The following is a 21,347-nucleotide window of genomic DNA, read 5'->3' as shown; positions in this document are numbered from 1 at the left end:
TTTTTTAATGAATTTGGGCGGGCTACAAAAGCTTGAAGGCAAGAATATCCGGGCCAATGGTTTCCGGGATAGCCTGTCTGCATCAAAGCCTCAGGCCATGTTCCATCCGGTGGCCGAACTGGATAACAATCTGGTGGACGCCTGGAGTGAGCTGGCCGGACAGGCGAGTGAACCCAATATCTTCTACGAACAATGGTTCCTGCGTCCTGCGTTGGAGAGACTGGACCATCACCATGATTTGCGGTTGTTTCTCCTGTGGGCCGGAGAGCCGCGCCATTCGCAACTGCTAGGTTTGCTTCCGATTAGCCCGGAGAGCCGGTTCGGTCGCTGGCCGGTGCCGCATGTGCAAAACTGGCTGCATCATAATTGTTTTCTTGGCACACCGCTGGTTCGGAAAGGTTGTGAACAGCTGTTCTGGGAACAGATGCTGAAGGCACTCGACAACGGCGAATGGCCGGGTTTCCTGCATATCAACGGTATGACCATTGGTGGGTCGTTGGATCAGGCGCTCCGTTCGGTTTGTAGTGAACAGAAACGCCGGTGCGATCTTGTGCATAGTGCAGCAAGGGCATTGTTGCAGAGCGATCAAGATGCAGAGACTTATTATAGTGAAACCGTGCGCGGTAAAAAACGCAAGGAGCTGCGGCGACAGGCCAAGCGCCTGGATGAACTGGGTGAAATTACCTTTTCCCTTCATCGCGACGCGAAGGGCCTGGATCAGTGGATCGACGAATTTCTGCAACTTGAGCAGCAAGGCTGGAAAGGCCATGGCGGATCGGCGCTGGATTCGTCTGAAGAAACGGGTGGATTTTTCCGCGATGCTCTGATTGGAGCTGCAGCGGCAGGGCAGCTGGAACGCCATGACATTCGCCTCGAAGGCACAGCTCTGGCAATGTTGGTGAATTTCCATAGCAACCGTGGCAGCTTTTCTTTCAAAACGGCTTTTGATGAATCCTTCTCGCGCTTCTCCCCCGGGGTTTTGCTGCAGTTGGAAAATCTCAAGATTCTCGAGAACCCGTCGATCGCTTGGATGGACAGCTGCGCGGCGGAAGGCCATCCGATGATCGACAGCCTGTGGTCCGGTCGCCGTCATATCGGGCGTTTCTCGATTGAATTGAAGGGCGTTTCCCGCCGTGCCATTTTTCGCGGTTTGCGGTTGGGCGAAGATCTGATGGCGCAGATCAAGGGGCGCGAAGTTTTTGATCCGACAGAGGTGTAGCAATGAATCAAATCACCGGAAAAGACGCGTTTCAGCGACAGGTTTTTGGCGAGGAAACCCGGCGGCAATTTGACGCCTGCTATCCCGAACAGCCGCAGGTGCTGGATCATAATATGGTGGCGCATGAACTGCTGACACTGGACGCGCTGGCACAGCTGGGCGAAGCGCTGCCAAAGGCAAGCGTCGAATATAATCCCGGTGACCTTCCTGTCGGTATCAAGCCGGAAGATGTGCCGGACAATGGGATGGCCATCGGCGACACGATCCGGATGATCGACCGTTCGGCCAGCTGGGCGGTACTGAAGAATATCGAGCAGATGCCCGAATATGAAGCCTTACTGCTGTCGCTGCTCTCGGAAATTCGTCCAATATTGGAGGCCAAGACCGGGAAGATGTTGAAGCCACAGGGCTTTATCTTCGTGTCCTCGCCCGATGCGGTGACGCCTTATCATTTCGATCCGGAGCATAATATATTGCTGCAATTGCGCGGTGAAAAATGGATGACCACATTCCCGGCTGGCAACGCCCGTTTTGCGGCTGACGAAATTCACGAAGGCTATCACGTCGGCGGACATCGCAACCTGGTCTGGCAGGATGATTTCAAGACCGATGGCACAAAATATCACCTGACCCCCGGAAAAGCGATTTTCGTCCCTGTCATGGCCCCGCATCATGTGCAGAACGGATCAGAGCCCAGCATTTCGCTCTCGATAACCTGGCGCAGCGACTGGAGTTTCGAAGAGGCAGACGCCCGGGCCTTCAATGGCTGGCTCCGCAAGCGCGGCGTGACGCCCAAAGCACCGGGCCGCTTTCCTGCGCGGAGCAAGGCAAAAGCGCTGGCGTGGCGGATTTTGCGGAAGGTTGGGATTAGTGGGTGACAATCAGTTGGAAGGGCATATTATTGAAGTATGTTAAATGAAGTTGATTGGCGAAATATCCAAGCTCTAGTTGATATGGAACAATCATTGAGCTCTCTCACTTTTTTTGAAGATATCCCCGATAAAACAAACCGAATTGAACGACGTAAATTTAGGTGTTTTCATGATTCGATGGTGATTTCCTATTGTCGACCCTTCACTGAATCCAAGGGTTTACCAAAGCTTTCATTGAAAAAACTAGGGGTTAAGTTGGACGATCAAGAGAATGTCTTGCACAAAAGACTATTCAAATATCGGAATGAAGTTGCAGCGCATACTGACAGAGATCGAATGCGAATTGCGCAAACTTCCTTCCAAGTTTCCGATAATATTCGTATCCCGCACATTGTGCATGATGAGTCGTTCGAGTTCCTTGATGACCTCCGCAAAATTGAAGACTTAGTACGTAAGATTTTACGGGCTTTATCAAGCTTTGTGTATGAACAAGTTCAGGATCAAGATGATGGTGCCATAAACTGGCGGGACCACCTAAGAGAATGAATTGTCATTGGCGATAAAAAGATACCATGCTCGTAATCGGCAAAGCCGAATCCTGTATGCTTGTCACATTGTAGTAACCGGCTAGGTTCACAGCCAATCTTGCTTGACATTCCCCCCACCACCGTCACTCTCTGCGACAAACAGGGAGAGAGATTTTGGCCGGCAACAACAGCGCAGCACCTATCAGCATGGACGCCTTTGTCGAGAAACAGGCGCGCGGGGATGCAGTGGTGAATATCGTGCTGGCGGGCGGTATCAATTATTGGCTGACCCGTGATTTGCTGTCTGTGCCTGCCACGCTGCCCTTTGGCGATTCTGCGACGAATTTGGGAGGCACTTTGATCGGCATTGCGGTGTTGATGAGTCTGTTGCTGACGTTGATTGTCTACGCAATCACAGTGTCGCAGCGCAAATCGGGAAAAATCACGCCGGAATTGCCGAAAGACAGGCGCGCGGGTTTTGCGCCGCTGCTTCTGGCGCTGAAACATCTGCTGCTGACGCTTGTTCCGGCAGTTCTGATCGGGATGCTGCTGCAAAATGCTGCGCCGGACCTGCAATTCTCGCCGATCATGTTTACCGCAATGGTCACGGTTATTGCTGCGGTGCTGGCCTATGTCATGTCCAAAAGTACGACGCGGGCGACGCTGCGCTTGTGAGCATTTGCAAAGTGGCGCTGTTGGTCTAGTCTCCCAACATGATCATTATCACTGCCACCATTTCCACCCAATTTGCGGCCAGCCGCGACGAAGTGCTTGCTCTGTGCACAGAGCATTGCATGCGTTCCCGCGCGGAACCGGGCTGTATTGCGCATCATATTCACGCCGACTGCGAGGATCCGGAGCGGCTATTCTTTTACGAAGAATGGCAGGATGAAGACGCTGTTGCCGCGCATTTTGCGATCCCAGAATCCCGCAGCTTCGTCAAACGCCTGACCACGTTGCTTGGCGAACAGCCTGAGATTAAAATGTCCCGAACGGAAGTTCTGTCGCCAACCGATCTGGTCTGACCAGACCTAGAACCGCTTGCGAAAATCAATCTCGATATAGCGACCGACCGGATCGACAAAGCCTTGCTGATAACTGAGCGGGATCAATCCATTGCCGTCGCGAACGGTCTGGATATCGTCAAAAATATTGTCCACCCGTAGGGCAATCCGACTGTTTTTCAGGAACGGGACATTCTTGGTTAGATTGCCGCGATCATCCATATTTATGAACAAACGGATGTTGAGCGTGGTCAGGTCCGAAAAGCGCAGGTCGGAACCGGTCAGGCCACCATTGACGCGGGTTGCGGTCTGGTGCTTGCCATTGATGCGAAAGCCCATGCCATTGTTGAACCAGCCACCGTTGACCTCAAATTCATGACGAGGACTGCCGCCGGTTGAACCGATGGCGGAGCCGTTCAGAAGATCCAGTTCATCGACGCCGTTGCGGATTTTAATGCGGTCTTCGAGCCTTATGGTGTGATAGGCAGATGCCTGCCAGCGTCCGCCGCGAGGGCGCCCGCCCGCGCGACGCGGAGGGCCTGAGCGAGCACCGGCTCCGGGCTGTCCCGGCTTTGCGGTGGGCCGTGTTGCTGGATTCCCGTCAGGAGCAGCTGCCTGAGGCGGTTTTGCATCTTGTGCCGTGCCACCCGGAGTGACTGCACCGGCTGGCGCTCCTGCACCAGCGGGCCGTGCGGCTCTGCCCTGTCCTCCCGGTCTGCCTCCGCGCCGTTGGCCGAAGCGTTTGGAGAAGTTGATGCCGTAGCGGATGCGTTCGCTGCTGACATTGGCATAGTTTACCGGTCGCCGATCAATTGCAGTCAGACGGCCGGTTGCGTCGCGGGTTACCCGGCCCGGGAAGGCTGCCTCAATTTCCGGAGTTAGCAAGGGGAAGCTGGATGCGACATCATTGCTGTAGTTGCGGAAATATTCGCCGAGAAAGGTCATGCCATCGATCCATGCCGGGCGATAATTGATCGCCAGCTTGATATCCCGACGGGTCTCCGCGGGAAGCGCCAGATTGCCGCCTGTGGTGATCGCGGCCAGTACGGTTTCGCCATTGGTGAAATCGAACAAGGTTACGTCTGGCGTGATGATCACCGGATTGCCCAGCTGTGCGATGCTGGGGGCTGCTTCCTCGCCGATCGCCGAAGCCGAGAGGACCAGGCCGTCAAATGGCTCCCAATTGAGGCCAAAACCAAATTCCACCAGGCCGCCGAAATCGGACAGGTCCGCATAGCCGACATTGCCGTTGATCGACAATTTGCCAATGGCTTCCACAACGTCAATATTCTCGTCCGCCAGCGGGATGTCGATATTGATGCCGGTGCTGAGCTCATCACGGCTAAGGTCTGTAGTGGTGAGAATGCCGCTGCGGGTTTCCTCGCTGTTCAAATCTTCCCGATCATAGCCACCGCGGATGGTGGTTGTGACTGTGCCGGATGGTAAAACGAAAAGAGTGCCGGAAAGTGTTGCGAGATTGGTGATGCTCTGATCAACAACCCGGGCAGTATCGGTGACCGGCGCACCAAGCAGATTGCCGAAATCGGCAGCAAGAGGATCGATTGAGCCTGCGTCAATTGCGGCTTGCAATGCGCTGCTGTCGCCGGACCGGTCGGTGTTGGTATTGACCTGCGTGCGGGCGTAGTCGCTGGTCAGTGACCAGCGCCAGTCGGCGATCGTGCCGTTCAATGTCAGGCCTGCCTGCGCGGTATTCGTTTCCTGCTCCCGGATCAGCGGGCCATATTGGGTGAAATAGCGGAACAGCGGAGCGCCGCCGACTTGCAGCGTTGCATTGGGAAGGCCCTGTAAGCCAAGGGATTTGTCATAAACATAACCACCATTGAGCGAGAGCGACATGCCGCTATCGAACGTCCGGCTGTAATTGGCATTCAACTCCACATTGTCGGACGGGGCAACCAATGTGCGAAACTCTCCTAGATTCACGAGATCGCCCGCTGCGTCCTGAATGATATCACGTTCATTTTCGGTGATTGCGGTGTTGTTTTGCCATTCCAGGTCAATATTGAGCCGGCTGTTTTTGCCGATGCGGGTAAGCGTAGTATCAACCTCTGAACGGCCCTGACCACCGCGCGTCGGAACGCCATATTCCGCCGAAACGCTGACCCCGGTATATTTGTCTTTGAGGATGAAATTGATCACGCGTTGATCTGGCCGATAGCCATATTGCAAAGCGAGTTCTTCCGGAAAAACCTGTACCGTGCGAATGGCTTCGGGAGGCAGGTCCCGTATCTCGCGAAAGCCGGATGTGCGTTGGCCGTTGATCAGAACAATCGGCCGTCCGTTACCCCGCCCTCGGCTCGAACTGGTCTGGGAAGAGATAGCGCCGAGCAAATCCTGTACCGAAGAAACGCCAAAACTGGCGATATCCTCTTCACTGAGTTCGACCACGGCGGGTATTTCGGTGATGACCGCGCCACGCGGCAGCTCGGCGGTGACGACGATCTCATCATCCTGATAACTGGTTTCTGGTTCAGCGGTTTGCGCGGTTGCGGTCGTCGCGACCAACAGATTGGCCAAGACCAAGGCGGATGAGCTGATGAGGAAGTTTGGGGGAGAGGACATCATTTGCTTCTTTAGTCTTCTTACTGGGGGAGGGAATATGTCCGAAATGCCATGTAAAATCAGTCTATGGTATAGTTTCTTTGTATTAAATTGTCGCAATAGAGTTGCGAGCGCACCGATAGATTCTATCATTTCGGTAGATGCAGCTAATCCTTCCCTTTTTGCACATTTGCCGTTATGGCGCACTGCAACACGCGGGATTGCCGCAATATTAGGGAAACGCAGCGCCATATGGCAAAAGAAGAATTACTGGAAATGAAGGGGATGGTTCGTGAACTGCTCCCCAACGCTATGTTCCGGGTCGAACTGGAAAACGGCCACGAGATTTTGGGTCACACTGCTGGCAAGATGCGCAAAAACCGCATCCGTGTTCTGGTCGGTGATGAAGTCCTCGTTGAACTCACCCCTTATGACCTGACCAAGGGTCGTATCACCTATCGCTTCAAGTGATGGTATGCCGTTCGTCCTGAGCGTGTCGAAGGACAGCGATCGGCAAAGATTGCATTGGCGTAAGCCGCTTCGACAGCCTCAGCTCGAACCGCTTAGAATGTATCTACCGATATGAAACTGGTTCTCGCCTCATCCAGCCCGCGTCGTCTGGAGCTGCTCGGTCGTCTGGGCGCAACCCCGGACCGCATAATCTCCCCCGATATTGACGAAGATCCTCGTGTAGGCGAATTGCCGCGCGATTATGTGCTGCGTATGGCGCAGGAAAAGGCATTGGCTGTCGATCGGGAAGACCAAGAGTTTCTGGTCGCTGGAGACACAACCGTAGCCGTCGGTCGCCGGATATTGGGACAAGCGGCCGATGCTGCGGAACAGCGTAAATTTCTGGAATTGATCAGCGGGCGGCGCCATCATGTGATGTCGGCGGTTTGCGTCATTGCAGCCGATGGCACCGCGCGGACCAAATTGTCGGACAGTATCGTGAAGTTCAAACGCTTCGAAGCCAGTGAGATCGACGCCTATATCGCGTCCGGTGATGGCGACGGCAAAGCCGGCGGCTATGCGATTCAGGGGCAGGCAGAAGCCTTCGTAACCTGGATGTCTGGCAGCTACAGCGGGGTCATGGGCCTGCCGCTTTATGAAACGCGCAATCTGCTGATCAGCGCGGGCTATCCCCTTGGCTGATTACGCAAATGGCTGGCTCTACGAAGCCGGGATCGGCGAGAACCGGGCGTTGCGGCTGGAAAATGACGAGCCTGTTCAGGTGCGGGTCGAGCGGGCAGATGGAAGCGCGAAGGCGGGTGCGGTCGTCAATGCGAAATTCACCCAGCAATGGGTTGCGGGGAGGTCCGGGATTGTCACATTGGCAGACGGGCAGGAAGCGCTGTTGCAGCCACTCCCCAAAGGACTGACTGAAGGGTCGGTGGTGCGGGTCGAGATCGTACGGGCGGCAATGGTGGAACGTGGCGGACAGGCCAAGCGGGCTAAAGCACGGCCGTCTGAGCCCGATAGAGCATCATGTAATGGCCTAGATTTGTTGGCCGAACTTGAGGCATCGGGACTGCCTGTCAAACAGGTTCATGCCCATGACGAAGATATCTTTGCCCAGCATGGCTGGCACGAATTCATCGAGCAAGCCGAAACCGGTCGGATCGATTTTGAAGGCGGGAGCCTCTTGATCTCCGTGACCCCAGCAATGACAGTGATCGATGTCGATGGACCTCTAGCGCCGGGGGAGCTAGCCAAGCGCGCCGCCGAGGAGATAGCTCAGGCGCTGGTGCGGTTCGAAATTACGGGCAATGTCGGCGTGGATTTTCCCACGCTGCAAGCCAAGACAGAGCGCGCCGCTGTGACCGCTATTTTTGATGAACATATGACCAGCAATTGCGAGCGGACGGCGATTAATGGCTTCGGTTTCATGCAAGTCATCAGTCGCAAGCTGCGGCCATCAGTGCTGGAAATCTTGCAGGCCAATCGCTCTACCAATGCTGCGCTGAATTTGTTGCGGCAGGCAGAGCGGGATCGCGGCACAGGTGCGTTGCGGCTGCAGGTACATCCGGCAGTGGCGAACAAATTGCAGGCTTCGGCTTTGGAACAATTGGCAAAACGGACAGGACGTTCGGTATCTGTTGAACCGCAAGGCGATATTCCGATCCATGGCGGTTCGATCGGCTAGCAATAGCCAAGCTTGCTTTTCCGCTGTCCAATCTTCAAAGCCAGTCCATGACAAATATCATTCTCCACGATTATTGGCGCAGCTCCGCGAGCTATCGCGTGCGTATCGTATTGAACCTGAAAAATGTGCCGCATGAACTGCGTTCGGTGAACCTGCTGGACGGCGACCACAAGGGCGCGGCTTATAAGGCGATCAATCCGCAAGGGCGGGTGCCGTCTCTCACCGTTGACGGAGAGGGTATTATCCAGTCGCTGGCGATCATCGACTATCTCGACGCGACTTTCCCCGAGCCCCCAATGGTCTCATCCGATCCGCTGGAACGTGCGAAAATATTGGGGCAGGCGTTGATCGTTGCGACCGATATCCACCCGATTAACAATATGGCAGTTGGCAATTATCTGAAAAGCGAATTTGGCGCGGATGGCAAAGGCGTGGTGAAGTGGATGCAGCATTGGATGCAAACCGGCTTTGCGGCCTTAGAGGAACTGGCACCCGACACAGGTCTGTTTGGCGGAGACACGCCTAACTTGGCGGATGTTTGCTTGGTCCCGCAAATGTATAACGCGCGGCGGTTTGAGACCGACTTGAGCGCCTTTCCCAAACTCGTGCGCATTGACGCAGCTTGCAATCAACTAGAGGCTTTTCAAAAGGCCACCCCAGAAGCGGTGAAGGGACAATGACATGAAAATCGAGGGCGGATGCTATTGCGGCGCGATACGCTACAAAGCCGAGGGTGAGCCGATGATGAAGGCAGAGTGTTTCTGCCGGGAATGCCAATATATTACCGGTGGCAACTCATTGCTCGCCATGGCGATGCCCGCGGATGGCTTTGCAATCACCAAAGGGGCCGTGAAAGGCTATAAACGAGCCGATCTTGAAAATGGTGTGACGCGGGAATTTTGCGCCGATTGTGGAACCCATTTAACCACGCGCGCGCCGGGCTTTGAAGTGGGCGTTATCCTGAAAGTAGGGACGCTGGATGATCCGAGTGTTTTCGGCAAAGCGGACAGCGCCAATTTTGCATGCGATGCGCAAGACTATCACAGGGTTCCGGACGATATGCCGGTTCATCAGAAGTGGATGCATAGCTAAGTCATGAAAAAATCAGTCTTGGTGTATCCGCTGCTAGCATCGGTGGCGTTTGTAGGCGTTCCGGCTTGGGGTCAGGAATCCTATCCTTGTGATATCCGCTATGAAACTTGTTCTGCACAGAGGCCGACAGAAGATTTGTCGCTGATTCCGAGCGCGATCACAGCTATTGATGTTATCGGCAACACATTAGAAGACCCGCTCGGCAATTGGGTCTATGCGCAATCGCAAGTGCCGACCCCGGAATCTGATCGCGTTGAAAACGCGCTCCGGTCGGTTCCTGGTCTGCAACAATTTCGTCGCAGCGACGGACGCTCTGCTAACCCGACAAGTCAGGGCATTACCTTGCGCGGATTGGGCGGCAATGCATCATCTCGCGCTTTGCTGTTGCTCGATGGTGTTCCGCAGGCTGATCCCTTTGGCGGCTGGGTTGCTTGGCCGGGCTATGACGCGCTGCCCATTCGGTCTGCCCGTATTCGCCGCGGTGGCGGCAGCGGTGCAGACGGGCAGGGCGCTATTGCCGGAACCGTTGAGCTTTTCAGTGACAATGTCGGCGACCTGATCGAACTGGGCGCTGCTTATGGCAGCCGCAACAGCGTCGATGCCGATCTTCTGTTCGGTCGCGAGCTAGGGCAGGGGCAATTGACCATCTCTGCCAACTATGCCCGCGGAGACGGTTTTATTCCGATTGCCGAAGGGCAACGCGGTTCTGTGGATCGGCCGGCGGAATATGAGCAAGCCGGTCTTGCCGTTCGCTTTGTTGCGCCTCTGTCGAACAATGTCGAATTGCAGAGCAATGTTCGCGCTTTTACCGATGATCGCGAACGCGGTTTTGCATTCAGCGAGAACCATAATGATGGTGCTGATGCCAGCATCCGTCTGGTCGACCGCAATTCCGACTGGCAATGGTCCGCTTTGGCCTATGTCCAGATCCGTAATTTCGATGTCAGTTTCGGCGGCGTTGCGGCGGATCGTAACAGCGTCAATCGTGTGTTTGAACAGTTTAATGTGCCGTCTACCGGCCTTGGTGCGCGCTTCGAAGTGCGGCCGCCGGTTGGCGAGGATGTTGAGCTAAGGATCGGTGGTGACTGGCGCAGGACCGAAGGCACGACCAATGAAAATTTCTTCTTCCTCGATAATGATACACCGCGCCGACAGCGCAGGGCAGGCGGCAGCACCGCTACCTTTGGCGGCTTTGTCGAAGCCAGTGTTCAGGCCAGCGACGCGCTTGTCCTGACAGGTGGTGGACGTCTTGACTTCTGGTCCATCGACAATGGTTTTCGCAAAGAGATAGAGCTGATCAACCCGTTCCCCGGGTCAGTGCGAACAGACGCACAATTTGCCAAGCGCAATGGCAGTGAATTTACTGGACGTGGAGGCTTTGCTTTTGATGCTTCCGATCAAATAACCCTTCGCGGCGCGGCCTATCTGGGGTGGCGCTTGCCGACCTTGAACGAACTGTTCAGGCCCTTTCGCGTCGGACCGGATGCCACGGCCGCGAACGAGCTGCTCGAACCCGAGCGAGTCAAAGGGGCGGAGCTGGGACTTGATTGGGACAGCGGTTATGTGTCGATTGGCCTGACCGCTTTTTACAACGAGTTGGATAATGCGGTGGCCAATGTCACCTTGGATAGCGGCCCCGGCCTTTTTCCCGGCGTTGGTTTTGTATCCGGCGCCGGTGTCTTCCGGCAGCGACAAAATCTAGACAATATCAGGTCAAAAGGTATCGAGATTGATACCGAATTCGATCTGAGCGAACTTGTCGAAGACCTATTGATCCGGGCGGCCTATTCCTATGTCGACGCCGAAGTGAATGCTTCCGGAGCGGCGGCTGGCGTCAACGGCTTCCGTCCTGCGCAAATACCGAAACATAATGCATCCGCTTCAGTGCGTTGGGAACAGAGCAATGGAACCGGTGCCGCTTTGTCTCTCCGCTATATCGGTGGCCAGTTTGAAGATGACCAGAATAGCAGAAGTCTAAAGGATGCTCTGACCATTGATGGCCGGTTGGGTTTCGCAGTAAATGAGCGTCTGTTGGTCGAAGGACGGATAGAAAATCTATTCAATGCCCGCATAGAGACTGCGATATCTAGCAACGGAATAATAGAACGCGCATTCCCCCGGACATTTTGGATTGGACTTCGCACCAAAATTGAATAAATATTGCTTATGACCTTTAAACTTGATGATTATCTGCCCTACCAGCTCTCGACGACGTCCAACGCCGTCAGTGACGTGATCGCTGGTGAGTATAAGAGCCTCTTTGGGCTGAAAATTCCGGAATGGCGCGTAATGTCTGTGCTTGGTGTGCGAGGCGCTTCGACCCAGAGACATCTGGTCGAAGCAACGTTGATGGACAAAGTGACCGTCAACCGTGCGGTAAAAAACCTGGTGGATCGCGCGTTGCTCGATCGCAGCCCCAATTCCGCTGATGGTCGTTCCCACCATCTGTTGCTCAGCGCGACTGGCCGTGACCTCTATGATCAGATCATGCCAGCGGCACAGGCGATGGAAAAGAAAATCATGGCGGTGCTTAGCCCGTCCGAGAAGACCGAATTGTCCGCCATGCTGGCAAAGATCAAGGAATCGGCCGACACCATCGCTGCAGAATGAAAAAGAGCGGCAGGTGAGTGCCGCTCTCTTGGTGTTTCGAATGGATTATTCGCTATAACATTGCATCGGATATCGAGCAGGCCGCAGGGCCGAGGATCACGATAAACAATGTTGGCAGAATGAACATGATCAATGGAATGGTCATGATGGCCGGCAACCGTGCCGCTTTTTCTTCGGCGCGCATCATCCGGTCATTACGAAATTCTGCAGAGAGTACCCGCAGAGCAGATGCCAGAGGAGTACCATATTTCTCTGTTTGGATCATCGTCGTTACCACGCCTTTGACATGGTCTAGGGCTACACGATAGGCGAGGTTTTCAAAGGCCTGTCGCCGCTCTGTCAGAAAACCCAATTCGATGGATGTCAGGGAAAATTCATCAGCCAGCTCCGGATAAGCGCCGCCCAATTCTTTGGAAACCCTGGCAAAGGCAGTATCGACCGTGAGACCGGCTTCCGCACAAATGACGAGCAGATCGATCGCGTCAGGCAAGCCTTTGCGAACCAAGTCCGTTCTTTTAGAGATCAGGTTGTTGAGGTAAATGTCCGCGCCCTTATACCCCAAGATAGTAGCGCCTGCAAAAGCAGCAAACCGTTTGATGTCGGTCGAGTCAGCCATATAGTCGAAAGCATAGATGGCCAGCGCTGCACCGCCACCGAACAGGATAGGCAAAACAAGTCGGCTGAAAATAATGACAAAGGCCAGATCTTTCGAACGGATGCCGGCCTGAGCCAGTTTTTGTTGCGCTTCTTGAACTTGGGTATCTTGCAGAACTTTCATCGACGACAACCAATTGCGCATGCGGTCGGTTGTATCGTTCTGCTGGACGAGCTTGGCCCGCTTTTTCGTCGAAGCCGTGATGCCAGCCTTTAGCTGCTCACGGCGCTCGTTGAGGGATTTTACCCGCTTTGCCATCGGGTCGCGCACGGTGATCGCTGCATAAATTGCAAAAAACACCGCACAAGCTGCAACGGCCGACAATATTGTCGCCACCCACAGCACGTCCACGCCTAATAATGTTGGTCCGCCGCTAGTCATGATTTGCTTTGCACCTTCATCTTAAATTTCAAAGTTGACCATTTTGGCCATGATGAATACGCCGATGCTCATCCAGCATAGTCCACCCAGACCCGCGATAATCAGGCGTTCTTCGTAGAAGAACCCAGCGAGATACAAAGGGTTCACCGAGTAAACCAAACCAAAGACGATGAACGGCAATGAGCCCACGATATAGGCAGACGCCTTGGATTCCGACGACATTGCTTTGATTTTCAGCTTCATCTGGCCACGTTTGCGCAGCACATCGGCAAGGTTTGACAGCGTTTCTGCCAAGTTACCGCCAGTTTCACGCTGAATGGCCAAAGTGATACAGAAAAACTTGAATTCAGGCGTTTCCATGCGCTTTGCGCTTTCTTGCAGCGCGTCTTCCATCGTCTGGCCAATCTTGATCCGATCAACCACTTTTTGGAATTCTTCACCAACCGGTCCGCCAATTTCTTTGGCAACAACCCCGATGGTTTCGGTGACTGGCAAACCTGAACGCAAGCCGCGGACCAGCAATTCGATCGCATCCGGAAAGGACGCCGTAAATTTGCCGACCCTTCGACTAATCATGAAGCCGACTACAAAGTGTGGCAATCCAGCGCCGACCAGAAGGCCGACTCCAATGCACAGCAATATGGGAGCGCCCTTGAGCAGCAAAAGGCCGAATATGATCAGGAACAAACCACCGACTGCGTAGAAAAAATAGGATAGCGGCCAGCTCTTGCCCGTTTTTTCCAAACGGATAGCCAGGGTTTCCATCCTGGTCATATTCTCGCCCTTGGGCCGCGTGGTTTTGCGGCGCGCGGACATGGCTTTCTTCATCTGCGCTTCGACACGCACATTGTCGCTTTCGGAATGGCGGAATTTTACCTTATCCAGTCTGCGCGCGCTTGCGCGGGACTGTGAAGGGCCAGCAAAGGCAACGCCGAGCAGCAGCAGAACCGCTAGAACGCCAGCACCCAATATTGCAGTTTGCATTATACCCATTGTCTAATTCCCTTTAAAGCTGAAGAAAGTTCGCACCGGCTTCAGGCTTTAGGAGCATCCTCTTTGACTTTTTTGGCAGGCAACATCGCTTTCAGACCGCCAAGCTTGCCCATGAACGATTTCTTCTCGTCCGCCGCTTCATCTTCGCCGCCATCGACGGAGCCGAGGACGAGGTTCGTCAGTTCAATTATTTTCGCTGAGGCTTTGCTCGATTTTCCGGCTTCAACCATCGCCTGACCCAATTTTGCTGCCTGCGCTGCCGTTTTAGGGTCGTTCGGAATCATGATGTCGATTTTGCGCTCGATGGAGTTTTCAAAATCCTGACGGCTAATTTCCAGATTGCTGGATTGAACCTTATTGGCAACGACATAGACTTTGCTTTGCGCCGCGTGTGATTTCAGCCAGGACAGCAAACGAATGCAGTCGCGGGCCGACGCCAGAGTCAGCTCCGTCACGATGACCGTCGCATTGACGTCGCCCAGGAGATGCGGATAGTTGATCAGCATATCACGTGGCAAATCGATCATGGTGCAATCGAAGGCTGCCCGGAATTCTTCCTGTAACTGGAAGAAGGCAGTGCCATCGGTCATCATCGGAGAATTGATCGGTGCTTCCGCAGAAAGCAGCGACAATTTGTCGTTGGCTTTGATCATGGCACGCTCAATGAAAAGGCCATCAATCCGGCTCGGATTGTCGATCGCATCGGTGAGGCCGCGACCGGGTTCCAGGTCAAGCGTCAAGGCGCCGGTGCCGAAATGGATGTCCAGATCGAGCAGAGCGGTAAAACGATCCCTGTCATTGCTAAGCAACCAAGCCAGCGATGTCGCGACTGTTGAAGCGCCAACCCCGCCGCGTGTTCCGATGACCGCTGTTGAAACATGCGGTTTCTCGGCTTGTGGATCGTCGGTTTTTGGTGCGTTGATCACCGCCTGTGCTTGCGACAATACGTCGCGCAGCTGTTCGGGACTAAACGGCTTCAGAAGATAGTCCTGCAAGCCGCTGACGATCAAATCGCGATATAGGCGGACGTCATTGACCTGGCCCATGGCGACCACAATGGTGCCCGGTTCGCAGACTTCAGCCAGCGAGTTAATGTCGTTGAGCGGATCGCCTGATTCTGACAGATCGACCAACAAGATATTGGGACTGGCGGACACGGAGAGGGTTTGGACGGCATTGCGCAGCCCACCCTTGTGACATTTGTCGACGGCCCAGCCCATTTCTTCAGCAACCGGACGGAGCAATTCCAGCGTGTCCTCATCGCAGACAAATGCGGCAAACGGATCACGCCCGTTGATTGAACCAGGTTTCCAGGGAGCGTTCATTATTGTCCTCCAACATTCTTGTCACGATAGGCGCGAATGGCTTTGGAAGCCTGCGACTGATCTTCACCATCGACTTTCTGTCCACGGACGAGATCTTCAGGATCTGCGATCATGGCAGCTAGAGTGCTGTTCGTTCCGCAACCATAGTTGGCGCTTGTGCGCGCTTGAAAATCTGTGTGGCTGCGATGGCTGAAGTCGGGGCATCCAGGAACGGTAGCTTTTGTCCGTGTTACAACAACCCGCATCAGGCCAGCAGCTACATAGCCGTTGGTAATAGGCGCTGTCTCGCTAACGAGCAGACCGTAGTCAGCAACAATCGCTTCGACCGCGTTCCTTGCAACGGTGCTTGCAGAATAGCTGGGATCATCGATCGAAACACGATCACCATAGCCCAGTTCCAGAGCGTCGAACCAACCGGAAAGGCGGTTTTTCTCGGAAGAGGACAATCCACCATTGCCAGCGTTTAGGTCCAGAACGAAGTTCGATTTGGAAACGACTGGTTGGCGTTCGCTATAGACGCTGCGGTTGGCGGTTGTGCTGCCACAAGCCGTAACCGAGAGCCCGAGGGCGGTGATGAGTGCCATTGAAACGATGCGCATGATCTGTTCTCCTGATCGAGCTTATTTGTCGAAACTGAAACCAGGGGCAGAGCCGCCGGATTTTTTGGATTTTTTGGATTTTTTCGCCGATTTGACAGGAGCTTTTGATTCCAGGCTACCGAAGGCTTGGCCCTTCGGTGTGGCTGGAGCCACAGTCGGTTTGGGTCGATCTCCGCCGGAACCGGAATGGTTGCGGTTCATCAAGAACCGTTCTGCATCATTGGCGGACTTAAAGCCGTCTGTTGGCAGCACGATCTCGCTGTCGCTCACTGGTTTCACCAGATACGGCGTCACCACGATCATCAACTCGGTTTCGTTGCGGCGATAGCCGTCGGATTTGAACAAGGATCCCAAGATCGGAACATCAGCAAGACCTGGTGTCTTGTCGATTGCCGAGTTGTAGGTGTTCTGCATCAGACCAGCGATCATGAAGCTTTCACCCGAACCGAGTTCCACAACGGTCTCTGCCCGTCGGGTAGACACTGCCGGGATGCTGAAGCCGTTCAGGACGACAGCGCCGTTCGAGGTGATTTCCGAAACCTCTGGTGCAACGCGAATGGAGATGCGTCCGTTGGAAAGCACTGTTGGTGTGTAAGACAGGCTCACACCATAGTTTTTATACTGAACGGAAACTTCACCCAGTCCGGTAGACATCGGAATGGGGAATTCACCGCCTGCGAGGAAGGTCGCGGTTTCACCCGAGATCGTGGTCAAGCTTGGCGAAGCCAGCGTGCTTACAAGGCCAACGCGCTCTGAAACATCAAATGCCGTCGCAATATCGAGGCCAAACAGGCGTCCTGCGGCTTGTACGGTGTTCAGGCCTCCTGTTCCAGGAGCGTAGTTGAATTGCGTTCCACCCTGAGTCACATATTGTCCGGTTGCCGGATTGAATGGCAAAGCGATCGAACCCGCTGGCAAACCAAAGAGCTGGGATGCATCGAGATTGGGAAAGGACGATGTGTCGAAGTTTGAAATCGTGCCGATTCCACGTCCCCGTGAAACACCAAATTGGAATCCTTGGGTTGTATCGCGGGTTAAAAGATTGCCGTTGATTTCTTTCGCCAGCGTGCGGCTGACTTCAGCAAAGCGGACCTTCAGGCTAACCTGCATAGGTGTTGCCGTTTTCAGGCGGCTGACCACACGGGCGCTATCGCCAACAAAGGCCTGTACCAGGTTTTCCGCCTCTTCCGCATCATCCGGATTGGCGATGGTGCCGGTCAACAGGATGAAGTTGTTGGTCGTGCTGACGGCGATGTTCGCTTCCGGCATGGCCAGGCTTAACATCTGGTCAATCGATGAGATTTCTGCGCCGACCGCCACTTCAGCCGAATAGACGACTTTGCCGGATGCGCTGGTTGCATAAAAGCTGGTTTGACCACCTTTTTTACCAAAAATATAGATTTGACGCGGTGAACGAACCTGAACATCAGCAATGTTGTTCTCAGCAATGAAGATATCTTCAATGGGTGAGGGCAACGTGATCAACTTGCCGCGGCCAACCGCAATTGAAATGCGGGAATTTGGCTGTGAGATGTTGACCGACTGAGCATTCAGCGGCGTGGTGCTGTTTGCAACCAGAGCCAGAGCGAGGGCAGCAATGACGGTAACGCCCATTGCCTTTTTCGCTGAACGGCTATGCTGTGCATATGGAACGGCCATTATTTGTCTCCAAACTGGATATCATTGACCGTATTGCCGCGAGCGACGCGAACAACAGGACCTTTGGGTTTTTCCTTCTGGGCCAGTGGCGGCGGCGAGCGCGTTTCAAAGCGCGACACGTCTCCACCCGTCGAGAAGGTTGATTTTTTGCTACTCGGGCGCGCGGCCAGCGAACGGATCATGTCGGCTTCAACAACGGGGTCATCCGTTTTTGGCAGCTTGATTTCGCCCGATGCTATGGCTTCTTCCAGTTCAGCAGCGCTGTCAGCCAGCGAACGAAGAGACAGGCTCAATGTACCCAGAGTCTGAGCAACAGAGATCTGCTCTGCAATTTTCGGAGTGGCTTCCAGAGTGACAAGCTTCGCTTTTTTGGCGATCTGTTGTCCGGCTTCATTTTTGCTTGCGGTCACCCGGTTGTCTGTCGCGAGGACACGGAGGTTGCGGATCACGGTCTCGGACACTTTGAGCTCTGGACCTTCGCCATTGACCGACTGGGTCAGCATCAAATCCACCCGATCGCCCGGGAAGACAAAGCCGGCTACGCCCGTAAGCCCTGATACAGGGATGGTGACTGCGCGCATGCCGGGGCCGAGCGCAGCGGCGAGAAATCCGCGATCACCCGGAGCAACAAGAGCGCCTTTGGTCATAGGCTGGCCAGCCGTGATCGGATTGCGAACAACCGTGCCAGCAAGTGTGTTCACATCTGTGCCTTCTTTCATGAAGTAAACGTCTTCAATCAAGTTTTTCGGCCATGGTTGGAAGCGGAAGCTATCGGGCGTGATAATCGTTCCAACGGGAAGGGCGCGGGTTGCGACGAGGACTTCCTCGCCCACGACTTCGGTTTTCTTTGCTTCCGCCTGAGGTGCGGCTGCACCATCAAACATGTTCTTGGCGAGCAATGCCGTGACCGCAGCCACGATCAACGCACCAACCAGCAAAATGATCTTCTTCTTGTCCATGACGTCTCACGCCTCCTGAATGCCCCCGCCGAAATGGTTCCATTGGCGGTCATTTCCTCTTTCGAGTAAAATGGTTAAAATATCGTTTGTGAACTTTGCCCCGTGATGCCCCAGATGGTCCAAAGCCCTGAAAAAGCGATGGCAACACCGTAAGGCACCTTTACTGGACCCTCAGTCTTTTTGATTTTCTTGCTGATCATCATTAACAATGTGAGCACGCCGCCGGCGATCGACATGATCACCAGTAGCTCGAGAAATGTCAGCCAGTGCATCCACAAGGCTAGAGCTGTCAGCAGTTTGACGTCGCCACCGCCCATCGCGCCGATCGCGAACATGCCGCCGAATATGGTAAATATGACAGCAGCCAAACCCAATTGGCCGATCATGTCCGGCCAAAATGCCATGCCACTGATGATCCAGAAGACCGGTGCGCCCAGACCAATGATAAGGTTGAGCCAGTTCGAAATACGACGGCTTTTGAGATCGGTGATGGCTGCTACAATTAGTGCAATTGCCAATCCGCCCCAGAGCAAGTAGATGAAGGTTTCGCTATCCATGGACAGGCTATCTAGTTAATTTGCCTTACCAAATAGTAACCACGATTCCCGGAACGAAAATTATCCTCCGACACGGCGATAACAATAAAGCGTGATATGACAGATTTGAAAGATGAAGGCTTTGATCGCAGATCGGTTCCGTTAGAGGCGTTAGAGACATCTTGGACGGGTCCAGACGGTTGGTCGTTTCGGAAACTGGATTGGCAGCAGGACAAACCGCGAGGCTCCATCCTGTTCATGACCGGTCGCGCGGATTTCTATGAAAAATATCTCGAGACCTTTCACGATTTTCACGAGCAGGGTTGGAATGTCACGACATTGGATTGGCGTGGGCAAGGCGGATCAGGCCGTTGCGGGCCGCATCCCCATGTCGGGCATATCGATGATTTTGCAACATGGGTCAGCGATCTGGTCGCGCAGTTTGAGCAATGGCGTAGCAGCCACCCCGGGCCGTATGTCGTCATAGGCCATAGCATGGGTGGGCATCTGGTGATGCGGGCCTTGACAGAACAACGCATTCAACCTGATGCTGCTATATTGAGCGCGCCAATGTTGGCTCCTGCTAGCGGATCCATGCCGGAATGGACGGCACAATCTATTGCCAAATTAATGTGCCTTGTCGGTCGCTCTGAGCGGCGTGCTTGGAAGCCTATTGAAAATCCACTGGAACCATATGTGCCCCGGCAGGAACTGCTGACCCATGATGCCGAGCGATATGCGGATGAATTTTTCTGGTTCCGAGACCGACCCTTTGTGCGGTTGGGACCTGCCAGCTGGCGCTGGGTGGAGCGGGCTTATGCCTCGACCAGAAAGTTGCGCAATCGAAAGCGGCTGATGCAGATGAAAATCCCGATTCTCGTGTTGGCAACGTCGACGGATGAACTGGTTGATCACGCGACGATCGAACGTGCGGTGCATTGGACGCCAAATGCCGAGATGAAATTATTCGGCGCTGAATCCGCGCATGAAATATTCCGCGAGGTTGATGATGTTCGCCAGGCTGCGCTCGCCGCTTGCTATGCTTTTCTGGATCGGGTGGCACCCGAAGCATGACGTCGTTTGATGTTGCCATCATCGGTTCCGGCATAGCCGGCGCCAGCATCGCCTCTGAAATTGGGGCCGATCGTTCGGTGCTGCTGCTCGAAGCGGAAGACCATCCCGGATATCATTCTACGGGTCGCTCAGCAGCGTTCTGGACGGAGACCTACGGTGGACCTCTGGTGACGCCTCTGACGTCAGCATCTCGGGCATTTTTGGACAATCCGCCAAAAGATTTTTCAGAAACAAGCTTCCTTCGACCGCGCGGTGCCATCAACATCGGTCGCGAGGACCAGGAAGATCTGGCTGACCAGTTTCTAGCGGATTTTGCCGATAGTGGCTTAGCTATGGAACGCTGGTCCTGGGAGAAGTCTATCTCTCTGTCTCCGGATTTGAAGCCAGTGTGGAAACACGCAATTTATGAACCGGAATGCTGCGATATCGATGTAGCGGCGTTGCATGCTGCCTATCTCAGGGATGCCAAGCGCAAGTCTGTGGAGTTGATTTGCCGCGCGCCGGTGACAAATATCCGGAAGAAGGATGATGCCTGGGAACTGGTTGCAGGCGATGAAATGTATCGCGCAACCATATTGATTAATGCGGCTGGTGCTTGGGCCGATAGCGTTGCCCGAATGGCCGGTGCCAAGCCTGTTGGCATCCAGCCGTATATCCGTAATATGGTGCAGATTGAATCCGACCCGCCTTCATCTCCTGATATGCCACTGGTCGTTGGGTTGGATGGAAGCTTCTATTTCAAGCCCGAAGCCGGCGGAGGCTATTGGATCAGCCCGCATGACGAATTGCCGACAGAACCATGCGATGTCGCACCCGATGAACTGAGTATCGCCATCGCCATTGATCGGTTTGAAAAGGCTGTGGATGTAGAGGTGAAGCGGGTCACCCGAAAATGGGCGGGCTTGCGTAGCTTTGCTCCGGACCGGCTGCCGGTCATCGGATTTGATTCGAAAGTTGCTGATTTCTTCTGGTTTGCCGGCCAGGGTGGTTTTGGCATCCAGACAGCCCCGGCTGCAGCAAAACTGGGCGGTGCCGCTTTGTTGGGACGGGCAGCAGATGCAAGTTTGCACGCTGTGGATGCTGGTCTTTATGCAGCCTCACGTTTTCGCTAGAAATCATGTTTTACATCTAGGCCAT

Annotated in this window: 22 protein-coding genes; 14 read left to right on the top strand and 8 right to left on the bottom strand. The window is 54.4% G+C overall.

Annotated elements, in window-relative coordinates; all coding sequences use genetic code 11:
• Positions 1–7: 7 nt before the first annotated feature.
• The 5 genes from ABJV08_RS08615 to ABJV08_RS08595 all read left to right on the top strand — a co-directional run bounded on the left by ABJV08_RS08615 (position 8) and on the right by ABJV08_RS08595 (position 3,643).
• Positions 8–1,219 (top strand): GNAT family N-acetyltransferase, encoded by a 1,212-nt coding sequence (locus ABJV08_RS08615; RefSeq protein WP_348040991.1) that lies wholly within the window; start codon positions 8–10, stop codon positions 1,217–1,219.
• Positions 1,220–1,221: 2 nt separating this feature from the next.
• The gene (locus tag ABJV08_RS08610) at positions 1,222–2,097 is read left to right on the top strand and encodes a transcriptional regulator (RefSeq protein ID WP_348040989.1); all 876 of its coding nucleotides are present in this window, start codon (positions 1,222–1,224) and stop codon (positions 2,095–2,097) included.
• Between the two features lie 30 nt (positions 2,098–2,127).
• A complete protein-coding gene (locus ABJV08_RS08605; protein ID WP_348040987.1) occupies positions 2,128–2,637 on the top strand; it encodes a hypothetical protein in 510 nt (169 codons plus the stop codon).
• A 155-nt stretch (positions 2,638–2,792) separates the two neighbouring features.
• Positions 2,793–3,293 (top strand): hypothetical protein, encoded by a 501-nt coding sequence (locus ABJV08_RS08600; RefSeq protein WP_348040985.1) that lies wholly within the window; start codon positions 2,793–2,795, stop codon positions 3,291–3,293.
• Positions 3,294–3,331: 38 nt separating this feature from the next.
• Entirely contained in the window at positions 3,332–3,643 is a 312-nt protein-coding gene (locus ABJV08_RS08595) for a putative quinol monooxygenase (protein ID WP_348040983.1), read from the top strand.
• Positions 3,644–3,649: 6 nt separating this feature from the next.
• Here ABJV08_RS08595 and ABJV08_RS08590 read toward each other — a convergent pair whose 3' ends face one another.
• Complete coding sequence (locus ABJV08_RS08590) at positions 3,650–6,205, bottom strand: ABC transporter ATP-binding protein (protein ID WP_348040981.1); 2,556 nt, start codon at positions 6,203–6,205, stop codon at positions 3,650–3,652.
• Positions 6,206–6,436: 231 nt separating this feature from the next.
• Here ABJV08_RS08590 and infA point away from each other — a divergent pair, with 231 nt between their 5' ends.
• From infA to ABJV08_RS08555, 7 genes are all read left to right on the top strand, one after another.
• Entirely contained in the window at positions 6,437–6,655 is a 219-nt protein-coding gene (infA, locus tag ABJV08_RS08585; RefSeq protein WP_066742521.1) for a translation initiation factor IF-1, read from the top strand.
• 111 nt (positions 6,656–6,766) lie between these two features.
• Entirely contained in the window at positions 6,767–7,336 is a 570-nt protein-coding gene (locus tag ABJV08_RS08580) for a nucleoside triphosphate pyrophosphatase (protein ID WP_348040979.1), read from the top strand.
• Positions 7,329–8,327 carry a ribonuclease E/G gene (locus ABJV08_RS08575; protein ID WP_348040977.1) on the top strand — a complete coding sequence of 333 codons (999 nt, stop codon included), beginning with the start codon at positions 7,329–7,331 and terminating at the stop codon, positions 8,325–8,327. The genes ABJV08_RS08580 and ABJV08_RS08575 overlap by 8 nt, the downstream gene beginning before the upstream one ends.
• A gap of 47 nt (positions 8,328–8,374) precedes the next feature.
• Positions 8,375–9,007, top strand: a complete 633-nt coding sequence (maiA, locus tag ABJV08_RS08570; protein WP_348040975.1) for a maleylacetoacetate isomerase — start codon at positions 8,375–8,377, stop codon at positions 9,005–9,007.
• A gap of 1 nt (position 9,008) precedes the next feature.
• Positions 9,009–9,419 (top strand): GFA family protein, encoded by a 411-nt coding sequence (locus ABJV08_RS08565; RefSeq protein WP_348040973.1) that lies wholly within the window; start codon positions 9,009–9,011, stop codon positions 9,417–9,419.
• Positions 9,420–9,422: 3 nt separating this feature from the next.
• Positions 9,423–11,576, top strand: a complete 2,154-nt coding sequence (locus ABJV08_RS08560) for a TonB-dependent receptor (RefSeq protein WP_348040971.1) — start codon at positions 9,423–9,425, stop codon at positions 11,574–11,576.
• A gap of 9 nt (positions 11,577–11,585) precedes the next feature.
• Positions 11,586–12,029 (top strand): MarR family winged helix-turn-helix transcriptional regulator, encoded by a 444-nt coding sequence (locus tag ABJV08_RS08555; RefSeq protein WP_348040969.1) that lies wholly within the window; start codon positions 11,586–11,588, stop codon positions 12,027–12,029.
• Between the two features lie 52 nt (positions 12,030–12,081).
• Here the strand turns inward: ABJV08_RS08555 and ABJV08_RS08550 are convergent, their stop codons facing one another.
• The 7 genes from ABJV08_RS08550 to ABJV08_RS08520 form a co-directional block, all read right to left on the bottom strand.
• Positions 12,082–13,065, bottom strand: coding sequence for a type II secretion system F family protein (locus ABJV08_RS08550; protein ID WP_348040967.1), 984 nt, complete (start codon positions 13,063–13,065; stop codon positions 12,082–12,084).
• A 21-nt stretch (positions 13,066–13,086) separates the two neighbouring features.
• Positions 13,087–14,058 carry a type II secretion system F family protein gene (locus ABJV08_RS08545; RefSeq protein ID WP_348040965.1) on the bottom strand — a complete coding sequence of 324 codons (972 nt, stop codon included), beginning with the start codon at positions 14,056–14,058 and terminating at the stop codon, positions 13,087–13,089.
• A 41-nt stretch (positions 14,059–14,099) separates the two neighbouring features.
• Complete coding sequence (locus tag ABJV08_RS08540) at positions 14,100–15,383, bottom strand: pilus assembly protein CpaE (RefSeq protein WP_348040963.1); 1,284 nt, start codon at positions 15,381–15,383, stop codon at positions 14,100–14,102.
• Positions 15,383–15,982, bottom strand: coding sequence for a CpaD family pilus assembly protein (locus tag ABJV08_RS08535; protein ID WP_348040961.1), 600 nt, complete (start codon positions 15,980–15,982; stop codon positions 15,383–15,385). The genes ABJV08_RS08540 and ABJV08_RS08535 overlap by 1 nt, the downstream gene beginning before the upstream one ends.
• 21 nt (positions 15,983–16,003) lie before the next feature.
• The gene (locus ABJV08_RS08530; RefSeq protein ID WP_348040959.1) at positions 16,004–17,641 is read right to left on the bottom strand and encodes a type II and III secretion system protein family protein; all 1,638 of its coding nucleotides are present in this window, start codon (positions 17,639–17,641) and stop codon (positions 16,004–16,006) included.
• Complete coding sequence (cpaB, locus tag ABJV08_RS08525) at positions 17,641–18,600, bottom strand: Flp pilus assembly protein CpaB (RefSeq protein ID WP_348040957.1); 960 nt, start codon at positions 18,598–18,600, stop codon at positions 17,641–17,643. Before cpaB ends, ABJV08_RS08530 begins: the two co-directional genes overlap by 1 nt.
• A 74-nt stretch (positions 18,601–18,674) precedes the next feature.
• Entirely contained in the window at positions 18,675–19,157 is a 483-nt protein-coding gene (locus ABJV08_RS08520; RefSeq protein ID WP_348040955.1) for a prepilin peptidase, read from the bottom strand.
• A 96-nt stretch (positions 19,158–19,253) separates the two neighbouring features.
• Between ABJV08_RS08520 and ABJV08_RS08515 the strand changes: the two genes are divergently transcribed.
• Together ABJV08_RS08515 and ABJV08_RS08510 are read left to right on the top strand one after the other, a co-directional pair.
• Positions 19,254–20,210 (top strand): alpha/beta hydrolase, encoded by a 957-nt coding sequence (locus tag ABJV08_RS08515; RefSeq protein WP_348040953.1) that lies wholly within the window; start codon positions 19,254–19,256, stop codon positions 20,208–20,210.
• Positions 20,207–21,322: an FAD-dependent oxidoreductase gene (locus tag ABJV08_RS08510; RefSeq protein ID WP_348040951.1), complete on the top strand. Its 1,116-nt coding sequence runs from the start codon at positions 20,207–20,209 to the stop codon at positions 21,320–21,322. Before ABJV08_RS08515 ends, ABJV08_RS08510 begins: the two co-directional genes overlap by 4 nt.
• Positions 21,323–21,347 lie beyond the last annotated feature (25 nt).

Origin of the sequence: Parasphingorhabdus sp., from assembly GCF_039982395.1 — a bacterium.
Lineage (GTDB): Bacteria > Pseudomonadota > Alphaproteobacteria > Sphingomonadales > Sphingomonadaceae > Parasphingorhabdus.
Note: the sequence above shows the minus strand (reverse complement) of the source record. Positions and strands in the feature narration are given on the sequence as shown.